At 37.8% G+C, this 18526-nt stretch carries 17 protein-coding genes; 13 read left to right on the top strand and 4 right to left on the bottom strand.

Going from position 1 to position 18526, the window contains the following annotated elements; all coding sequences use genetic code 11:
* Window positions 1–4 precede the first annotated feature (4 nt).
* A complete protein-coding gene (locus H5120_RS10610) occupies window positions 5–1918 on the top strand; it encodes an ABC transporter ATP-binding protein (protein ID WP_002961781.1) in 1914 nt (637 codons plus the stop codon).
* Between the two features lie 11 nt (window positions 1919–1929).
* On the top strand, window positions 1930–3675 hold the full coding sequence (locus tag H5120_RS10605; RefSeq protein ID WP_182674341.1) for a DUF3466 family protein: 1746 nt from the start codon (window positions 1930–1932) through the stop codon (window positions 3673–3675).
* A 102-nt stretch (window positions 3676–3777) separates the two neighbouring features.
* Here H5120_RS10605 and H5120_RS10600 read toward each other — a convergent pair whose 3' ends face one another.
* Window positions 3778–4284: a DUF2062 domain-containing protein gene (locus tag H5120_RS10600; RefSeq protein WP_024595571.1), complete on the bottom strand. Its 507-nt coding sequence runs from the start codon at window positions 4282–4284 to the stop codon at window positions 3778–3780.
* Between H5120_RS10600 and H5120_RS10595 the strand changes: the two genes are divergently transcribed.
* The 7 genes from H5120_RS10595 to tcdA are packed head-to-tail and all read left to right on the top strand — an operon-like array spanning window position 4264 to window position 11725.
* Window positions 4264–6531 carry a DNA internalization-related competence protein ComEC/Rec2 gene (locus tag H5120_RS10595; RefSeq protein WP_182674340.1) on the top strand — a complete coding sequence of 756 codons (2268 nt, stop codon included), beginning with the start codon at window positions 4264–4266 and terminating at the stop codon, window positions 6529–6531. The two genes, H5120_RS10600 and H5120_RS10595, sit on opposite strands and share 21 nt — an antisense overlap.
* A gap of 60 nt (window positions 6532–6591) precedes the next feature.
* Window positions 6592–8337, top strand: a complete 1746-nt coding sequence (msbA, locus tag H5120_RS10590; protein WP_182671590.1) for a lipid A export permease/ATP-binding protein MsbA — start codon at window positions 6592–6594, stop codon at window positions 8335–8337.
* Complete coding sequence (lpxK, locus tag H5120_RS10585; protein WP_182674339.1) at window positions 8334–9314, top strand: tetraacyldisaccharide 4'-kinase; 981 nt, start codon at window positions 8334–8336, stop codon at window positions 9312–9314. Before msbA ends, lpxK begins: the two co-directional genes overlap by 4 nt.
* A complete protein-coding gene (locus H5120_RS10580) occupies window positions 9304–9501 on the top strand; it encodes a Trm112 family protein (protein WP_002961789.1) in 198 nt (65 codons plus the stop codon). Before lpxK ends, H5120_RS10580 begins: the two co-directional genes overlap by 11 nt.
* Window positions 9489–10250, top strand: a complete 762-nt coding sequence (gene kdsB, locus H5120_RS10575; protein ID WP_182674338.1) for a 3-deoxy-manno-octulosonate cytidylyltransferase — start codon at window positions 9489–9491, stop codon at window positions 10248–10250. The genes H5120_RS10580 and kdsB overlap by 13 nt, the downstream gene beginning before the upstream one ends.
* On the top strand, window positions 10247–10927 hold the full coding sequence (locus H5120_RS10570; protein ID WP_182674337.1) for a TIGR01621 family pseudouridine synthase: 681 nt from the start codon (window positions 10247–10249) through the stop codon (window positions 10925–10927). The genes kdsB and H5120_RS10570 overlap by 4 nt, the downstream gene beginning before the upstream one ends.
* Complete coding sequence (tcdA, locus tag H5120_RS10565) at window positions 10928–11725, top strand: tRNA cyclic N6-threonylcarbamoyladenosine(37) synthase TcdA (protein ID WP_182674336.1); 798 nt, start codon at window positions 10928–10930, stop codon at window positions 11723–11725.
* Between the two features lie 66 nt (window positions 11726–11791).
* Here tcdA and H5120_RS10560 read toward each other — a convergent pair whose 3' ends face one another.
* The 3 genes from H5120_RS10560 to H5120_RS10550 all read right to left on the bottom strand — a co-directional run bounded on the left by H5120_RS10560 (window position 11792) and on the right by H5120_RS10550 (window position 14869).
* Complete coding sequence (locus H5120_RS10560) at window positions 11792–12208, bottom strand: SufE family protein (RefSeq protein WP_182674335.1); 417 nt, start codon at window positions 12206–12208, stop codon at window positions 11792–11794.
* A 33-nt stretch (window positions 12209–12241) separates the two neighbouring features.
* Complete coding sequence (locus H5120_RS10555) at window positions 12242–13468, bottom strand: SufS family cysteine desulfurase (protein WP_182674334.1); 1227 nt, start codon at window positions 13466–13468, stop codon at window positions 12242–12244.
* A gap of 114 nt (window positions 13469–13582) precedes the next feature.
* On the bottom strand, window positions 13583–14869 hold the full coding sequence (locus H5120_RS10550; RefSeq protein ID WP_002961796.1) for a citrate synthase: 1287 nt from the start codon (window positions 14867–14869) through the stop codon (window positions 13583–13585).
* A gap of 420 nt (window positions 14870–15289) precedes the next feature.
* On the opposite strand from H5120_RS10550, the gene sdhC reads away from it, so the two are divergent.
* Genes sdhC through H5120_RS10530 form a run of 4 tightly spaced genes read left to right on the top strand, consistent with a single transcriptional unit; the run spans window position 15290 to window position 18505 of the window.
* The gene (sdhC, locus tag H5120_RS10545; RefSeq protein ID WP_122975019.1) at window positions 15290–15667 is read left to right on the top strand and encodes a succinate dehydrogenase, cytochrome b556 subunit; all 378 of its coding nucleotides are present in this window, start codon (window positions 15290–15292) and stop codon (window positions 15665–15667) included.
* Window positions 15658–16005, top strand: a complete 348-nt coding sequence (sdhD, locus tag H5120_RS10540; RefSeq protein WP_002961798.1) for a succinate dehydrogenase, hydrophobic membrane anchor protein — start codon at window positions 15658–15660, stop codon at window positions 16003–16005. Before sdhC ends, sdhD begins: the two co-directional genes overlap by 10 nt.
* A complete protein-coding gene (gene sdhA / locus H5120_RS10535; RefSeq protein ID WP_182674333.1) occupies window positions 16006–17778 on the top strand; it encodes a succinate dehydrogenase flavoprotein subunit in 1773 nt (590 codons plus the stop codon).
* Window positions 17779–17788: 10 nt separating this feature from the next.
* A complete protein-coding gene (locus H5120_RS10530; protein ID WP_002961804.1) occupies window positions 17789–18505 on the top strand; it encodes a succinate dehydrogenase iron-sulfur subunit in 717 nt (238 codons plus the stop codon).
* Window positions 18506–18526 lie beyond the last annotated feature (21 nt).

The following is an 18526-nucleotide window of genomic DNA, read 5'->3' as shown; positions in this document are numbered from 1 at the left end:
AACTATGGATTTAATAAGAATTTTAAAAGCACAACTTGCTTTTGGTACACATGCTTTGCTTAACAAAGCAGACGCCGTTATAGAAAGTGGCGAAAGAGTGTGTGTAGTTGGTCGAAATGGCGCGGGCAAGTCAACGTTATTAAAAGTACTCGATGGACAAGTTGTTTTAGATGATGGTGAAATAAATCAGCTTGGTGGTATTCGAATTTCTCGTTTAGAGCAAGATCCACCAAAAGGTGCAAGCGGAACTGTATTTGATTACGTGGCACAGGGTATGCCAGAAATCGCTAACCTACTCATTGATTTTCATCATGTTAGCAACGAACTGCAAACACAATGTACTGATAAGTTATTAAATAAACTTGAACGTTTATCAAACCAACTTGAAGCCGCTGATGGTTGGCGTTTTGATAGCCGAATTCAATTAGTTTTGACACAATTAGAATTAACACCAGAGGCTAAGCTTGAGTCTCTTTCTGGTGGCTGGTTACGTAAAGTAGCACTTGCGCGTGCACTTGTAAGTGAGCCTGACTTATTATTACTAGATGAGCCAACAAACCATTTAGATATGGCAAGTGTAATGTGGCTTGAACAGTTTTTAAAAGAATTTAAAGGCGGCATTGTATTTATATCGCATGACCGTGCGTTTATTCGCGCTGTCGCTACGCGTATTTTAGATTTAGATCGCGGTAAACTTATTTCGTACCCAGGTGATTACGCGACTTATCTAGAGCAAAAAGCGCATGATTTAAAAGTAGAAGAAGCGCAAAATGCATTGTTTGATAAGCGTTTAGCTGAAGAAGAAACGTGGATTCGCCAGGGTGTTAAAGCGCGAAGAACGCGTAACGAAGGGCGTGTTCGAGAGCTAAAACAGCTACGTAATGAGCGCAAGCAACGTGTTGATCAAGTTGGAAAAACTGACTTTAATATTGAAACAGCTGATCGCTCAGGTAAGTTGGTATTTGAAGCTAAGAACCTTTGCCATGCATTTAAAGACAAAGTTATTGCTGATGATTTTTCGACACTTGTAATGCGTGGCGACAGAATTGGCTTAGTAGGGCCAAATGGTATTGGTAAAACAACACTATTAAAACTAATGTTTGGTGATTTAGAACCTGATAGTGGTATTACTAAACAAGGTGTTAATTTAGAGTTTGCTTACTTTGACCAATACCGTGAAAAACTTGACGAAGAAGCAACTGTTCAAGATAACGTTGCCGAAGGTAAACAAGAAGTGATGATGGGCGGTCGTTCACGCCATGTCTTAGGTTACCTGCAAGACTTTTTATTCCCTCCAGCACGCGCTCGAACCCCGGTTAAAGCACTCTCTGGTGGTGAAAAAAATAGACTGCTATTAGCTAAACTGTTTTTAAAACCATCTAATATACTTGTTCTCGATGAGCCAACGAATGACTTGGACATTGAAACGTTAGAGTTATTAGAGGACATTATTAATCAATATCAAGGTACAGTGCTGATTGTAAGCCATGACCGAGAATTTATTGATAATACATGTTCTAGTGTATGGGCATTTGAAGGCAATGGTAAAGTAACAGATATCGTCGGTGGTTATAGCGACTATGAAGCTTATGTAGGTTACTTAGCTGAACAAGAAAAAAAAATTCAGCAACAACCAGTAAAAAAAGTTGAAAAAGTAGCCGCTCCAGCCGCAAAACCAGCAGCTAAGACAAATAAACTCTCTTACAAATTAAAACTTGAATTAGAGCAACTACCGAATAAAATGGAAAAACTAGAAGCTGAAATTGAAGCTCAACAAGCTGTAGTAAGTGACGCAAACTTTTTTAAACAAGAGAGTGATGTAACAACTAAAGCATTGAACCATTTAGCACAACTTGAGTCTGACCTTGAAGCTGCCCTTGAGCGCTGGGAAGAACTTGAAGAATTACAGAATCAGTAGTAAGGACTAAAATGAAATATAAATTACTCGCTGCCAGTATTTTAGCGACATTAAGCACTTCAGCAACAAGTGCGACGTACCAGTTAAGTGAATTAGGGACTCTTGAAGACGCTAAATATTCTTATGTAACAGATGTAAGCGAAAGCGGGCATATTATTGGTTTCGCAAATGGTTTATACAATTTACCTATTGATACAAGCTATATAGATTTTACTGAAAACCTTATTGAAAATAGCTATGACAATACTGAGGCAGCATTTGAATTAAGTGATAAAGAGATTACCTTCACACTTGATGACATTGAAAATAATGATGCAGTACTGACTAATGCTGATGCACACACTTTCATGGTTAGTTTTTTATCTTCAATTTCTACAAATTTTGAATATCAAAAATTAAGCTCATTAGTAGGCATAAAATATAATGATACACAAATAACTGAGCAACCATTATTTGATATTGCATCTGTTGATTATGACGGACTAACACGTTCAACTACTAACCTTTTTAATGCTGTAACTGAAGATGGTGTTACAGTCGGTTGGGGAAGCGCCCCATACGATAAAGTATCTTTTACACCTGATGGTGAGGATGATGCAGAAACATGGTTTACTCATGAATTTATAGAGCGTGGGATTGTAATAAGCGCTGATGGCAGTGTAAGTGTTGAGTTAGAGCCTGAGTTTAATGAATATGGTGGTACAAGTCGTGCCAACGATATTATTAAAACTAACAGTGGTTATACCGTTGTAGGTAACATGTCTACAAGCATTCCAGATGACAGACAAGATAATATTGATGATAACTGTGATAATGAAGACGAACCAACGTCAGTATGTATCAATTTGTTAAATTCAAATATTTCACGAGGCTTATTTAATAAGCGCGCTGTTAAATGGGAACTTGATGAATCACTTAATATCACATCTGTTGAAGAGCTTGGTATGGCACTGACACCTGACGAAGGTGAAGCGGAAGATGACGCATTTACAAGTACTGCTTTAGCAGTGAACAGCAACGGGACAATTGTAGGTTCATCGAATACACGTTATTACAAAAATGACGATACAATTCTTACAATGCCAGTTTATTTTAAAGACGGTGCGGTTGTTGATTTTATTAATCAAGAAGATGACTGGCAGTCTGGTAAATCAATTGCTATTAATGATAACGATGTAATTACAGGTTATGCAACTAAACGTATTGAAGGCACTCTTCGTAATAAATTCTTTTATCATGATATAGCAACGGGTAGTACGGTTTTCCCTAATGATTACTTTTCAAGCTCAAGTTCTTACGGTAACGATATAAACAACCAAGGTTATATTGTAGGTGAAGGGGAAGTGGGGGTTTCTGATAGCTCGCGACTCAAAGAGGCCTTTATTTACAAAATTGGTGAAGACAAAATCACTAATCTAAACGATTTACTGCCTTGTTATGACACCGACGGTGAAACTGATTACGCTTATACTATGGTTGAAGCGACTGCTATCAACGAAGATAATGAAATATTTGGTACTGCGACTAAAACAGTTGAAAAGCTAGATTCATTAGGCGGTGTAGTAACTGATATTAATGGTGAAATTGAATATGAGAGTATTGCAATAGCAGTTAAACTAACGCCAATTGCAAATGGTGAAGTAGAAAGCTGTGCTCCAGTAGAAGCTGAAGTTTATGAGCGTAACTCTGCTAGCTTCCCTTGGTATACATTATTGTTATTACCACTGGTTGGCTTAAGGCGTGTATTTCGCTTTTAAAGTTTATTGATTATAAAAAAACCAACTTGATAAAGTTGGTTTTTTTTCGTCTATAATATTTTATTAGATTAGGATTGCAGCGATTATTTAGCTTTAACGCCACTAATTATTTCGTGATAACCATGCTTTTTTCACAGAGCGGCGCCAAATAATATCGATACCAAAGTATCCTATAATTGATGCAATAGAAGCACATACTAATGAACCTAATAAAAATGCAGGACCGATTGTTTCTATACTTTCTAAAAACCAAGACCAACTTGCTTCAAATACAAAGTGTTGTTCTGGCTGATTAAGTATTAACGTACCCACTAAGTATGAGCCATAAAAGATAGGTGGCATGGTTAATGGATTCGTAAGCCATACTAAAGCAACTGATATGGGTAAATTAACCCTAAATAATATAGCACCTGCTGCGGCTAAAACCATTTGAAAAGGAACAGGGATGAAAGCAAAAAATAACCCGACCGCGAAGGCTCCTCGAGCTGAACGTCTATTTAAATGCCAAAGATTTGCGTCTTGTAAAAGTCGTCCAAATATTTTTAGTGATTTATGATGTCTAATTTTATTTGGATCAGGTAAAAATCTTTGGATCGTTTTTTTAGCCATTTAAAGCAACCATTTACATCAGTGTGGATAAGTCTTGGGTTTGTAATTGGCTGTGTAGCAACCGTGTTTTATTATCAAACTCTCGAATTTACAGTCTTCACAATTTTCATTGTAATAGTGAGCGCTTATTTTAAGCCGTTTTTAAACGTATTGTTAGGCTTTATTTGTGCAATTTGCTTTGTTGGTATGCATTTCTACCTTTTTTATAGTTTTGAAATACCAAAATCGAACGAAAAGTATGCACTTGATTCTACATTAGTTGTTGAAGAGGTTATTTCTGATAAAAAACCTCAGTATATCAAAGCCAAAATAGTGGCATTAGACGGGAGTAGTTTTTCGAGTTTTAGAGCACCCAAAGCAATGCTCAGTGTTAATTCTGCACAGCCTTTTACAGTCGGGGATGAATTCTCTGCATTAATCCATTTAAAATATTTTCGCAGTAATAAAAATTTTAATGTGTTTGATAATGAACGTTATGCATTTATAAATAGGATATTATTTAAAGGTAAAGTGCTCAATAAAGAGCTTAATATAATACACAGCGATAAACAAAGCATCGTACTAGATTATCAAAACTTCATTAAAAATACCTATACAAATACAAGATTGCAGTGGCTTTATTATGCATTACTCAGTGGTGATAAATCGTTGATGAGCTATACAGATAAACAATTAATGCAATCACTTGGGTTAAGTCACTTACTGGCTATATCGGGTTTACATATTGGTTTGATTTTTAGCTTTGGTTACTTATTCATTCGATTTATCTGTACGAAAATAAACTTTTCAATTGGTCAATCATTTAACCTTACACTTTACTACAGTTCGTTCGGTTTTATAGCTGCATTAGTTTACGTATATTTAAGTGACTTTTTAGTATCAGCAACGCGAGCGCTAATTATGCTGGGTTGTTATTTGTTACTTTATTTTCTTGCTAAGCAGCCGCTGCGATGGCGTAGTATTTTATTTGCCTTGGTAATAGTGCTTGCTGTTAACCCATTCAATTTACTTAATCCAGGTCTGTATTTTTCATTTTTAGCTGTCGCTATAATTTTTACTGTTATTAATAAATTACCAATATTAAAAACACGAATAAAAAACAAAATTATTGCGTTATTTGTTATTCAAGTAGCATTGTTTATCGGTTTATTACCACTTTCACTTTATTTTTTTAATGGCGTAAGTATTGCGGGACTAGTGATTAACTTAATTGCGATACCGTTTCTTTCCATCATTATTTTGCCATTTTTGATTGTTTTTACATTACTGAGTACTTTTATAGATATAGGTAATTTAATACATTTGTTTGATACAGGGTTATATGCGTTATTTAAATTACTTTATGAAATACCCGAGCCGTTAAGATGGCTGACAACAGGACGAATCGAGTTAATATTCTTCATTTTTACCTATATTACTATGTTGATGATTTACTTCCTCCCCTATAAGTTGCTTTCTTTCATTCCTTTAACAGTACTTTTATTGAATAACCTTCTAAAAGAAAAGCCCAACTGGCAGCTTCATGTGTTTGATGTTGGGCATGGTCTCATGGCATTAATTGAAAAAGATAACCAAGTGCTTATCTATGATTTTGGTCCAAGTTATTTTAATCGTTTTAGTCGTACGCGAAGTATCTTATTGCCTTATATAAAAGCAAATAATTTCACAGTAAAAACAGCGATTCTAAGTCATGAAGACAGCGATCACGCTGGAGGAATACAGCATTTTATTGAAGCTGGATTTGGGGAAACATTAAAGCAATTTCATCCTGAAAATACACTTAATGTGTGTGAAGTCCAAAGTGTTGATTTTGTCGGTTTAAGAGTGGAAAGCTTTAGCACTAGAGGGTATGGAAATGAAAACGACGATTCATGCGTTGTTAGAGTATCGAGTAATACTCATAGTGTGTTATTTACAGGTGATATATCAAAATCCCGTGAAGCTTCTTTATTAGCTAATAATACATCGTTGAAAAGTACAGTCATGTTAAGCCCGCATCATGGCAGTGATACATCCTCAAGTGTTAATTTTATTAGTGATGTAGCTCCTAAAGTTGTGATTCATTCAAGTGCTTATAAAGGACAGTGGGAATTTCCCAAGCCAGTTGTTGTCGAGCGTTACAAAGCAATAAGCGCCGAGCAATTTACAACAGGCGTTGATGGACAAATTAGTATTAAATTCTACTCAAACAATTTGGTCATAGAAACAGCAAGAGGGCAGGAAAGTTATTGGTTTATCAAAGATTGACGTTTAGTTTTATCTCATCGAAGGATACAATACAGGGAGTTACTGTATTTAGAGAGTGTTATGGATCAAAGTACTGCACAAATTTATAAACGTCTTGTCTCGTATGTTGGCGCATACAAAAGCGTCGCTTTTATCGCAATTGTTGGGATGATAGGCTATTCAGCAATGGATGCTTTATTCATTCAATTAATGAAGCCGTTTATTGATCAAGGTTTAAACCAACGAAATACAGAAGTTTTAAAGTACGCTCCTTTTGTAGTTATCGCGTTAGTACTGGGGCGTGGTGTTTTTAACTTTATGTCTTCGTACTGTTTAAGTTATGTGGGCTCTCAAGTTGTACGCTCTTTACGCCAAGAGTTATTTGAGCACATATTGCATTTACCCGTTTCTTTTCATGACAAAAACTCAACAGGCGATTTAATTTCAAAAATCACTTTTGACACAGAGCAAGTTCAACAAGCAATTACTAAAGCGTTACTTATTGTTGTACGTGAAGGAGCCTTTGTTGTCTTTTTACTTGGTGTAATGTTTTATACCAGTTGGAAGCTCTCACTTATATTTTTAGTCATCATCCCTCTCGTTGCCATTATTGTAGCGGTTGTATCGAAACGTTTTCGCCATATTTCTAAAAGTATCCAATCAGCTATGGGGCAGGTTACACGTAGCTCTGAACAAATGCTTAGCGGACATAAAGTTATTCATGGATTTGGCGGACAAGACCAAGAAATAAACCATTTCTCAAAGATTAATAATCATAATCGCCAGCAGCGCATTAAAATGGATGCGACAAAAGCTTTAAGTGTATCAATTATTCAAATATTAGCAGCCAGTGCCATGGCTGTTATTTTATGGGCTGTATCTCTTCCATCAATGATTGATACGATTACCTCAGGTGACTTCATGGCATTAATTGCCTCAATGATGATGTTATTGCGACCGCTAAAACAACTCGCCAATGTTAATAGTGATATGCAGCGTGGTATCTCTGCCGCGCAAAGTATTTTTTTAGTTTTAGATGAAGAAATGGAAAAAGATACTGGCACCGTTTCAGTCGATAAAGTTAAAGGGTTAATTGAAGTTAAAAATGTAACCTTTAAGTACCCAACAAAAGATGAAGCCGTATTAAATGATTTGTCGCTAACGATTAAAGCGGGTGAGAGTATTGCCTTAGTAGGGCGCTCAGGCTCTGGTAAATCAACAATTTCTAATTTATTACCACGCTACTATGACTTAGAGTTACCGAGTGAGATATTACTCGATGGTATAGCTCTGCAGGATTATAAATTAACAGATTTGCGTCGCCAATTTGCTTTAGTGTCTCAGCAGGTCGTGTTATTTAACGATACGATTGCTAACAATATTTGTTATGGCATAAAGCATGATGTGTCTGAGGAAGAATTAGAGCAAGTTGCTAAACAAGCGCATGTTTGGGAGTTTATTAAAGATCTGCCAGAACAATTAAACACCATGGTAGGTGAAAATGGCGTAATGCTCTCCGGCGGTCAACGCCAGCGTATAGCAATAGCACGTGCTATATTAAAAGACGCACCTATTTTGATTTTGGACGAGGCGACATCAGCACTTGATACCGAATCTGAAAAGCTTATTCAGCAAGCATTAGAAACGTTAATGAAAGATAAAACCTCAATTGTTATTGCGCATCGCTTATCTACTATCGAAAACAGTGACCGAATATATGTTATTGATAACGGTCGTGTAATAGAAAGTGGCGATCACAATAGCTTATTAGCAAATGATGGTACTTATTCAGCCCTTTGCAAAATGCAGTTTGGTGATCAGGCGTGAGTAAAATAGAACAAAGCTGGTATAAACCATTTGGTCTAATTACTTTGCTGTTATTACCATTAAGTGCTTTGTTTTGGGTTGTATCGTCATTTCGAAAATACTTATACAGCGTTAAAATACTTAAACCTTTTGAGTGCAAAACGCCTGTAATTGTAGTTGGCAATATAAGTGTTGGCGGTAATGGTAAAACGCCTTTTGTTTTGTGGCTGTATGGTCACTTAATACAGCAAGGTTTATCAGTGGGAATTATTAGTAGAGGATATGGTGGGCAATCAAAAAATTACCCGCTGTTAGTCACTGAGCTTGTAGATGCTCAGCAGGCTGGAGATGAGCCCATACTTTTATATCATCGTTTAAAGTGCCCAATAGCGGTTGGGCCTAACAGACAACACAATATCGATTTATTAGAAAATAATTATAAACTCGATGTTATTATTTCTGATGATGGAATGCAGCATTATAAAATGCCTCGTAGCATTGAGTGTTGTATTGTTGATAGTGAGCGTCGTTTTGGTAATGGCTTTGTTATGCCTGCAGGGCCACTTCGTGAAACAACTAAACGTTTGCAAAGTGTCGATATAGTAATTGAAAATGGTGGTGAGGCTAATAATAGCTACACGCTAAAAGTAAGTAACTTACGATTAGTTAATTCAAGCGATTATGCAAAAAATGACGTAAGTGAAGCACATGCAATAAGTGCAATTGGGAACCCTAAACGGTTTGAAAACTCATTAGAAGCACAAGATATTACGTTATTATCGACCCATCATTTTAGAGATCATTATGCTTATACAGTAGATGATTTTGCCCAATTTGGTGATGATTGCATTATAATGACCGAAAAAGATGCCGTTAAATGTAAGTCCTTTGCAAAGCCTAATTGGTATTATCTACCTGTTGATGCAGAGCCTAACGATAGCGTAATAAATAGATTAAATTCAATATTAAAAGAAAAAGGAATACTCAATGGCCTTTGATACAAAATTACTCGAGATAATTGCCTGTCCAGTTTGTAAGGGTAAATTACGCTTTGACAGAGAAAACAATGAACTAATTAGCACAGCAGCGAAGCTTGCTTATCCTGTTCAAGATGATATTCCTGTATTACTTGAAAATGAAGCGCGAGAACTATCTCTAGAAGAGGTTGAAAAGTGGAATTCGTAGTTGTAATTCCTGCTCGTTTTGCATCGACCCGACTACCAGGTAAACCGCTTGCTGATATTTGTGGCAAGCCAATGGTTCAACACGTTTACGAAAAAGCATGTTTATCAGGTGCTAGTAAAGTAGTTATAGCAACCGATCATCAAAAAGTATTTGATGCAGTAAGTATGTTTACTAACGATGTAATAATGACGCGTGAAGATCACCAGTCTGGTACTGAACGATTAGCAGAAGTAGTTGATTTAATTAAACTTGATAGCAATACAATTGTGGTTAACGTACAAGGTGATGAGCCATTACTTGCACCAGAAAATGTATCCCAAGTTGCTGCATTATTAAGTGATTCAACAGCACCAATGGCAACGTTAAGTGTTGCTATTGAAGAACGTGATGAAGTATTTAATCCTAATGCCGTTAAAGTGGTTAGCGATATAAATAAAAATGCGCTGTATTTTTCTCGTGCCAGTATACCGTTTGATAGAAATGCGATGATGGATGATAGCACTACCCTTAATTTAGCCCCGTTTCAACGCCATGTAGGTATTTATGCGTATAGAGCGGGTTTTATTAAACAATATATAGAATTGAGCGTATCGCCACTTGAGCTACTTGAATCGCTTGAGCAGTTACGTGTGTTGTATCATGGTTATAAAATCAAAATAGAACAAGCTCAAATAGCACCCCATGCTGGAGTTGATACGCCCGATGACTTAGCTAAAGTGATAGCCCATATTAAAAGTACAAACGAGTGAGTGAACAAGTAAGTAAAATATTAAAAATCATTTTTACACATAACGATTTTTATATTTTAGAAAAGCCAGCGGGGCTTAATTTTCATTCTGAAGAGGGGCCCGGCTTTGTTGTTTTAGCCGAACAACAATTATCGCAAAAGCTTTATGCCGTTCATCGTTTAGATAAAGTGACATCAGGGCTGATTATTTTATCGCGAAACAAAGCCGCTGCAGCCGCCTTTACTGTTATGTTTACTGAGCATGCGATTGCTAAATTTTATTTAGCGATTAGTGATGCTAAACCAAAAAAGAAGCAGGGGTGGATAAAAGGCGATATGGCTAAGTCTCGCCGTGGTTCGTTTAAGTTACTGACTAGTACACTTAACCCTGCAATAACGCGATTCTATTCTCTGAGTTATAAGCCAGGATTTAGAGGGTATATTTTAAAACCTTACTCTGGCAAAACACATCAACTAAGAGTGGCACTAAAAAGTGTGGGGGCAGCTATTTTAGGCGATGCAATGTATGCAGGCACGCCATCAAGTCGTACCTATTTACACGCATATGCGTTGAGCTTTTTATGGCAAGGTGAACAAATACAGCTAACTTTATTACCCGATAATGGTGATGAGTTTTTGGCGTTAATTAAACATCAAGATTTTCAAGCATGGCAATCGCCATGGCAACTGGATTGGTAAATGAGCGAAAAAGTTACAGATATACGTTTTGGTGGTATTAAACGTTTATATGGTCATCAACAGTTTGATTGGCTTCAAGAAGCACATTTTTGTGTAGTAGGGATTGGTGGTGTAGGAAGTTGGACAGCAGAAGCTCTTGCCCGTACTGGTGTAGGCAAAATTACACTTATCGATTTGGATGATATTTGCGCAACTAACGTCAACAGACAAATTCACGCATTAACGGGCACTATTGGCCAAGCTAAAGTAGATGCAATGAAAGTGCGCTGCGAGCTCATTAATCCAGAATGCCAAGTTAATGTAATAGATGACTTTATTACGCTTGATAATATTCAAGAGCATATTCAAGGCTTTGATTATGTAATTGATTGCATTGATGCAGTTAAAGAAAAAGCAGCATTAATTGCTCACTGTAAACGCAATAAACTACCTATAATCACAACTGGTGGTGCTGGCGGGCAAACAGATCCTAGCCAAATAACGTTTGGTGATGTAGCTAAAACTACGCAAGACCCATTACTTGCAAAGGTGCGCTATATTTTGCGCAAGCAATATAATTTTAGTAATAATCCTAAACGTAAGTTTAATATTGATTGCGTTTACTCAACAGAGCAATTGGTTTACCCAGGAAGCGATGGCAGCGTTTGCCATGCTAAGCAAAGTGCTGATGGCACGATGAATATGGACTGTAATAATGGCTTTGGCTCTGTGTCTATGATCACAGGAAGCTTTGGTTTTTTTGTAGCTGCTAAAGCTGTACGTAAATACCTAGATAAAAAACAACGCTCGCAAGCCTAGAGTCTGCCTTGCCTAAATACCAAGCAGACTGCTGCAATTTAACCTTGAAAGATCAACTGACTCTGGTTAACTAAGCTTGTGTTGTGCCATGGTTTGAATTTTTTCAACCATGGCTTTAATACCATTACCACGTGATGCGCTTAAGTGGCTAATAAGGCCCAGCTTTTCAAATTCTTCATACGCATTTTTATTCACTACCTGCTCTGGTGTGAGCCCGTTATAAAGCGCTAAAATAATAGCTAATAATCCTTTTACTATACGAGTATCAGAGTCACCTATTACAACAAGTGTATTTTCGGTTAAGTCAAATTCAACAAACATCCATACTTTGCTTTCACAACCAGAGACAAGTGCGTCATCAGTTTTTAAAACATCAGCTAAAGCCGGTAACGTTTTTCCTAAAAGCATTATTTCACGATATTTTTGCTGCCAAGCAGATGCATTTTTTATAGATTCTGTGACTTTGTTAAACGTATTTGTCATGAGTTATCCTAATTAATTCTATTAAACTGGTGTTCAATCTAATAAAGCGATACATTTTTTAAGTGAATCAATGAATATATCTACATCTTTGTAGGTATTATAAAAAGAAAAACTCGCTCTTAACGTTCCATTAAGCCCTAAATGTGTCATTAATGGTTGCGTACAATGGTGTCCGCTTCTGACAGCAACACCATATCCGTCAAGTAAAGTTGCCAAATCGTAAGGATGTTCATCTTTAAAATTAAAACAGAGTGTACCAATATTGTCAGATAGGTTGCTGAATATGGTAATGCCATCTACCTTTACCAATTTTTGTGCCGCGTAACTAAACAATTCTTGTTCATATTGCTGTATTTGCACGTGATCTAATTCATTTAAATAGTCTAAAGCGGCACCAAAGCCTAATACTCCAGAAATATTTGGTGTGCCAGTTTCAAATTTTGCAGGCGCAGGGCGATAAGTGCTATGAGTTAAGTAAACTTTATCGATCATTTCACCGCCGGATTGGTAAATATCTAGCGTATTTAGCTCTTCATATTGGCCATAAAGTACACCTAAGCCTGTTGGACCGAGCATTTTATGGCTTGAGCAAACATAAAAGTCACAGTTTAATTCACGTAAATCGGGTTTTAAATGTAGTGCACCTTGGGCTCCGTCCACTAAAACAAGTGAATTCACCTCTTTTGCAGCTACAATTAGTGGCTTTAAAGCAGTGATATTACCCAGCGTGTTCGATGCTTGTGTAATAGCTAATAACGCAGGTTTTGTTTCTTTTATAAATTCACAGCATTTTTGTATGTTTAGCGTGCCGTTATTATTAAGTGGCAGAGAGACTAATTTAGCTCCCGTCTGTTGGCTCACTAGTTGCCAAGGCACTATGTTTGCGTGATGCTCAAGCGGAGATATTATTATGGTATGACTTTCATCTAAACGCTTTTTTAAGCCGTTAGCGACCAAATTTATGGCTTCTGTAGCACCTTTAGTCCATACAATTTCTTTACTTAAGACATTAAAAAACCTTGCAGTTTTCTCCCTGACTTGTTCATAAGAATAAGTGGCCTGTTCGCTAAGTGTATGGCGTCCACGGTGTACATTTGCATTTTGAGACGTATAAAACTCAGTAATTGTATCTATAACTGATTGAGGCTTTTGTGAGGTTGCTGCTGAGTCTAAATAAACAAGCGGGCAGCCGTTTATTGTTTGATTTAATGTCGGGAAGTCTTTTCTAATTTTATTTATATCAAACTTTAAAGTAGGCATAGCTCATCTACATAGTGTTTTTAAGGCAGGGATTGTAATCGGTTTATGATAATTCTCAAGTGCTGTTAATAAAAAAGGCCGCAAAATGCGGCCTTTTAAACTAACCAGCGTTAATTAACGCTTGTCAGTTGATACGTAGTCACGTTGAGTGTAACCAGTATACATTTGGCGAGGACGGCTGATCTTATGACCAGGTTGAGATAGCATCTCATCCCAGTGAGTGATCCAACCAACAGTACGTGCCATTGCAAAAATTACAGTGAACATGCTTGTTGGAATACCAATCGCTTTTAAGATAATACCAGAGTAGAAATCTACGTTAGGGTATAGTTTCTTCTCTACAAAGTACGGGTCTTCAAGGGCAATTTGCTCAAGCTTCATAGCAATATCAAGAAGTGGATCTTGGATATTTAGCTCAGCTAAAACTTCATGACACGTTTGACGCATTACTGTAGCACGTGGGTCGAAGTTTTTGTAAACGCGGTGACCAAAGCCCATAAGGCGGAATGGGTCAGCTTTGTCTTTAGCTTTAGCAACGTATTCATCAATACGGTCAACAGAGCCAATCTCTTCTAACATGTTTAAACATGCTTCGTTAGCACCGCCGTGAGCAGGTCCCCATAAAGAAGCAATACCAGCTGCAATACATGCATACGGGTTAGCACCTGATGAACCAGCAAGACGAACTGTTGAAGTCGATGCATTTTGCTCATGATCTGCATGAAGCATAAAGATTTTATCCATAGCTTTAGCAGTTACAGGGTTAACTTTATATTCTTCAGCAGGTACAGAGAACATCATGTGTAAGAAGTTTTCTGCGTAGCTTAAATCGTTACGTGGGTATACAAACGGTTGGCCGATGTTTGTTTTATAAGCCATTGCAGCAATAGTTGGTAACTTAGCAACTAGCTTAACTGCGCTTGTTTTACGTTGTTCTGCATCAGTAATATCAAGGTCTTCATGATAAAAAGATGATAACGCACCCACTACGCCACAAAGCATTGCCATTGGGTGAGCGTCAAAGCGGAAACCTTGGAAAAAGTTAGCAATCTTCTCGTCAAGCATAGTGCTTGTAGTGATTTCATTCTTAAAAACTTCATATTGTTCTTTAGAAGGTAACTCACCATTTAAAAGTAAGTAGCAAAGCTCAATATAGTTAGAATCTTCAGCTAATTGCTCAATTGGGTAACCACGGTGAAGTAGTACACCTTTACCACCATCAATATAGGTGATTGCAGATTCACAAGAACCAGTCGACATGAAACCTGGGTCATAAGTAAAGTGACCATGTGAACCTAACGTACGTACGTCGATTACATCTTGGCCAGCAGTGCCTTGATAAATTGGAAGTTCGATTGGATCTAGTCCATCAATATGGACTGTGGCTTTTTTATCTGCCATCGCTATGTATCTCCTATTAAGATATCTATTCTGATTTTTAGATTTTAAAGTTCTGAAATCTGTTTTAAGCACATCTTCGCATTTTAACGTGAAAGAGGGGGTTAAAGTCAATTTTTATAAACATTATGCATATATGTATAATAAATATTCGGTATTAATTAAATATAATACTATTGGCTAATTCGCAAACATCTCTAAATAAACAAGAATTGTAAAAAGTCCTGTGGGTATATATACTAACGGTGGTTTTAAACCGTATTGTATTTGGGTAAACATATTCTTAACAGCTTAAAATTTACTGTTTTGTGAACTTTAACTATTTTGATACGTTTATTCTGATAGTTCCATCAGTAATATTTGGTGGGTTTTTAGAAAAACAAGTAGATGAGCTCCACTGTGAGCAAAGATGGGCAAGTAACTGTGAAAAAGCAAAGACCTGTAAATCTAGATCTAACAACTATATCTATGCCGGCAACGGCTAAAGCTTCAATTTTTCACCGCGTCACCGGTGTTGCATTGTTTTTTGCTTTAACGTTTGTCATTTGGGCTTGGTCTGAGTCTCTCTCTTCAGCTGAAGGTTTTGAATTCGTCAAGGGTCTGTTTAACGGATTCATTGCCAAATTTATAGCTTGGGGCACTGTTTCTGTATTAGGTTATCACCTTATTGGTGGCATCCGTCATATGATTATGGATATGGGACATTGGGAAGAACTTGAATCAGGTAACCTCAGCGCTAAAGTATCAATGGCTCTTGGTGTTGTGTTTGCCGTATTGGCAGGGGTGTGGATATGGTTTTAAATCAAGCAACTCTAAAACGTGATGGTGTACAAGATTTCGTATCTTTACGTACCACGGCATTAATAATCAGCGCGTACGCGATTTTTATTATCGGCTATTTTTTAGCGACGCCAGAAGTCACTTTCGAAGCCTGGACAGGCCTCTTCTCTAACCTAGCAATGAAAGGGTTTACTTTAATTACCCTTATTTGCATTATGGTTCATACCCGCATTGGCCTTTGGCAAGTTCTTACAGACTATGTTAAGTGTTCGAAGTTGCGTGCTGTTTTAGGTTTTGTTTTAAACCTAATGGCCGTTGCTTACGTAGCTATTGGTCTAATCGTATTATGGGGTGTTTAAGTGAAATATTCTGTTCGTGAATTTGACGCCGTAGTAATTGGTGCAGGTGGTGCTGGTATGCGCGCTGCTTTAGCAATTACAGAATCTGGCAAAACGTGTGCATTAATATCTAAAGTATTTCCAACGCGCTCACACACTGTATCTGCTCAAGGTGGTATTACAGTAGCGCTTGGTAATTCACACGCAGACAACTGGGAATGGCATATGTACGATACCGTTAAGGGTTCCGATTTTATCGGTGACCAAGACGCTATTGAATACATGTGTCAAACTGGCCCAGAAGCTATTACTGAATTAGAAAACATGGGACTACCATTTTCTCGTTTTGAAAATGGCCGTGTTTACCAACGTCCTTTCGGTGGTCAATCGAAAAACTTTGGTGGTGAACAAGCCGCACGTACTGCTGCTGCAGCTGACCGTACTGGTCATGCTTTACTTCATCTTCTATATCAACAAAACGTTAAAAACAAAACAAATGTATTCTCTGAGTGGTATGCACTTGACTTAGTTAAAAACGACAATGGCGATGTAGTAGGGTGTACAGCAATTGAGATTGAAACAGGTGAAATCACTTTCTTCAAATCTAAAGCAGTTGTATTAGCCACTGGTGGTGCAGGTCGTATATTCGCATCAACAACAAATGCTCACATTAACACCGGTGACGGTGTTGGTATGGCAACACGCGCTGGTATTTCTATGCAAGACATGGAAATGTGGCAGTTCCACCCAACGGGTATTGCAGGTGCTGGTACGCTAGTAACTGAAGGTTGTCGTGGTGAAGGCGGTTATCTTTTAAATAAAGATGGCGAGCGCTTCATGGAACGTTACGCACCAAATGCAAAAGACTTAGCGTCTCGCGATGTTGTTGCGCGTTCAATGATGACTGAAATCCGTGAAGGTCGTGGTTGTGATGGTCCTTGGGGTCCTCATATCAAGCTGAAACTTGACCATTTAGGTGAAGAAACGCTTAACCTACGTCTTCCTGGCGTATGTGACCTAGCTAAAACATTCGCTCACGTTGATCCAGCTAAAGAGCCAATTCCAGTAATTCCTACTTGTCATTATATGATGGGTGGTGTTCCTACTAACGTAAATGGACAAGCACTACAAATCGATGCTCAAGGCAACGAAAAAGTAGTTGAAGGTTTATTTGCTGTTGGTGAGATTGCATGTGTATCTGTACACGGTGCAAACCGCCTAGGTGGTAACTCATTACTAGATTTAGTTGTATTTGGCCGTGCTGCTGGTAACTTCTTAGGTAAATACCTTAAAGATGTTGAAGTATCAAAAGCGGCTTCAGAGTCAGATTTAGAAGCGTCTCTTGCACGTTACAACCGTTGGGAAAATTCAACGGCTGGCCAAGGTGAAGATCCAGTTCAAATCAAAAAAGACCTACAGCAATGTATGCAGCTTAACTTCTCGGTATTCCGTGAAGGCGATTCAATGGCTTCAGGTCTTCAAGAACTTAAAGAAATTCGTGAACGTCTGCAACATGCTCGTCTTGATGATAAATCATCAGACTTCAATACGCAGCGTATCGAATGTCTTGAACTAGATAACTTAATGGAAACAGCTTACTCAACTGCAGTAGCTGCAAACTTCCGTACAGAAAGCCGTGGTGCACATTCTCGCTTTGACTACCCAGATCGTGATGACGAAAACTGGTTATGTCACTCAGTATTCAATCCTGTAACGGATGAAATGAGTAAGCGTGATGTAAACTATGCGCCTAAAACGCGTGAAGCTTTCCCACCTAAAGCACGTGTTTACTAGGAGATAGACGATGGCACAAGTACAATTTTCAGTTTATCGTTATAATCCAGATGTTGACAACGCTCCTCGTATGCAAGAATACACCTTGCAAACAGAGGAAGGTCACGACATGATGGTGTTAGATGCACTTATTCTTTTAAAAGAACAAGATCCTACACTATCTTTTCGTCGTTCATGCCGTGAAGGTGTGTGTGGATCTGATGGTGTTAACATGAATGGTAAAAATGGTTTAGCATGTATTACTCCTTTATCTACGCTACAAAAAAATGGCAAAGGTAAAATTGTAGTACGTCCGTTACCAGGCTTACCTGTGGTTCGTGACCTTGTTATTGACATGAGTCAGTTCTACACTCAGTACGAAAAAGTTAAACCTTATTTAATTAATGATCAGCCTGCAGCAGGCGAGCGTCTTCAATCTATTGAAGAACGTGATAAATTAGATGGGCTATATGAGTGTATTTTGTGTGCATGTTGTTCGACATCGTGTCCTTCGTTCTGGTGGAACCCAGACAAGTTCATTGGTCCAGCAGGCCTTCTTCACGCTTACCGTTTCTTAGCTGATAGCCGAGATACAGCAACTGAAGAACGTTTAGCGGATTTAGACGATGCGTTCAGTGTGTTCCGTTGCCACAGTATCATGAACTGTGTTAGCGTTTGTCCTAAGGGTCTTAACCCGACTAAAGCAATTGGGCAAATCAAATCTATGTTATTAAACCGAGCGGTTTGATTACTTAGTAAACGTAAGATG

Origin of the sequence: Pseudoalteromonas sp. SR43-2, assembly GCF_014163885.1 — a bacterium.
In the GTDB taxonomy this organism is placed as follows: domain Bacteria; phylum Pseudomonadota; class Gammaproteobacteria; order Enterobacterales; family Alteromonadaceae; genus Pseudoalteromonas; species Pseudoalteromonas distincta.
The sequence above is the reverse complement of the archived record's forward strand: the minus strand, read 5'-3'. Positions and strand labels throughout refer to the sequence as shown.

Coding starts and splice junctions, on each gene's coding strand:
- H5120_RS10550 (WP_002961796.1), bottom strand. CDS start 14,869: ATGGCAGATAAAAAAGCCACAGTCCATATTGATGGACTAGATCCAATC.
- H5120_RS10580 (WP_002961789.1), top strand. CDS start 9,304: ATGGCCTTTGATACAAAATTACTCGAGATAATTGCCTGTCCAGTTTGT.
- H5120_RS10600 (WP_024595571.1), bottom strand. CDS start 4,284: ATGGCTAAAAAAACGATCCAAAGATTTTTACCTGATCCAAATAAAATT.
- H5120_RS10530 (WP_002961804.1), top strand. CDS start 17,789: ATGGCACAAGTACAATTTTCAGTTTATCGTTATAATCCAGATGTTGAC.
- msbA (WP_182671590.1), top strand. CDS start 6,592: ATGGATCAAAGTACTGCACAAATTTATAAACGTCTTGTCTCGTATGTT.
- tcdA (WP_182674336.1), top strand. CDS start 10,928: ATGAGCGAAAAAGTTACAGATATACGTTTTGGTGGTATTAAACGTTTA.
- H5120_RS10610 (WP_002961781.1), top strand. CDS start 5: ATGGATTTAATAAGAATTTTAAAAGCACAACTTGCTTTTGGTACACAT.
- H5120_RS10605 (WP_182674341.1), top strand. CDS start 1,930: ATGAAATATAAATTACTCGCTGCCAGTATTTTAGCGACATTAAGCACT.
- H5120_RS10560 (WP_182674335.1), bottom strand. CDS start 12,208: ATGACAAATACGTTTAACAAAGTCACAGAATCTATAAAAAATGCATCT.
- sdhD (WP_002961798.1), top strand. CDS start 15,658: ATGGTTTTAAATCAAGCAACTCTAAAACGTGATGGTGTACAAGATTTC.
- H5120_RS10555 (WP_182674334.1), bottom strand. CDS start 13,468: ATGCCTACTTTAAAGTTTGATATAAATAAAATTAGAAAAGACTTCCCG.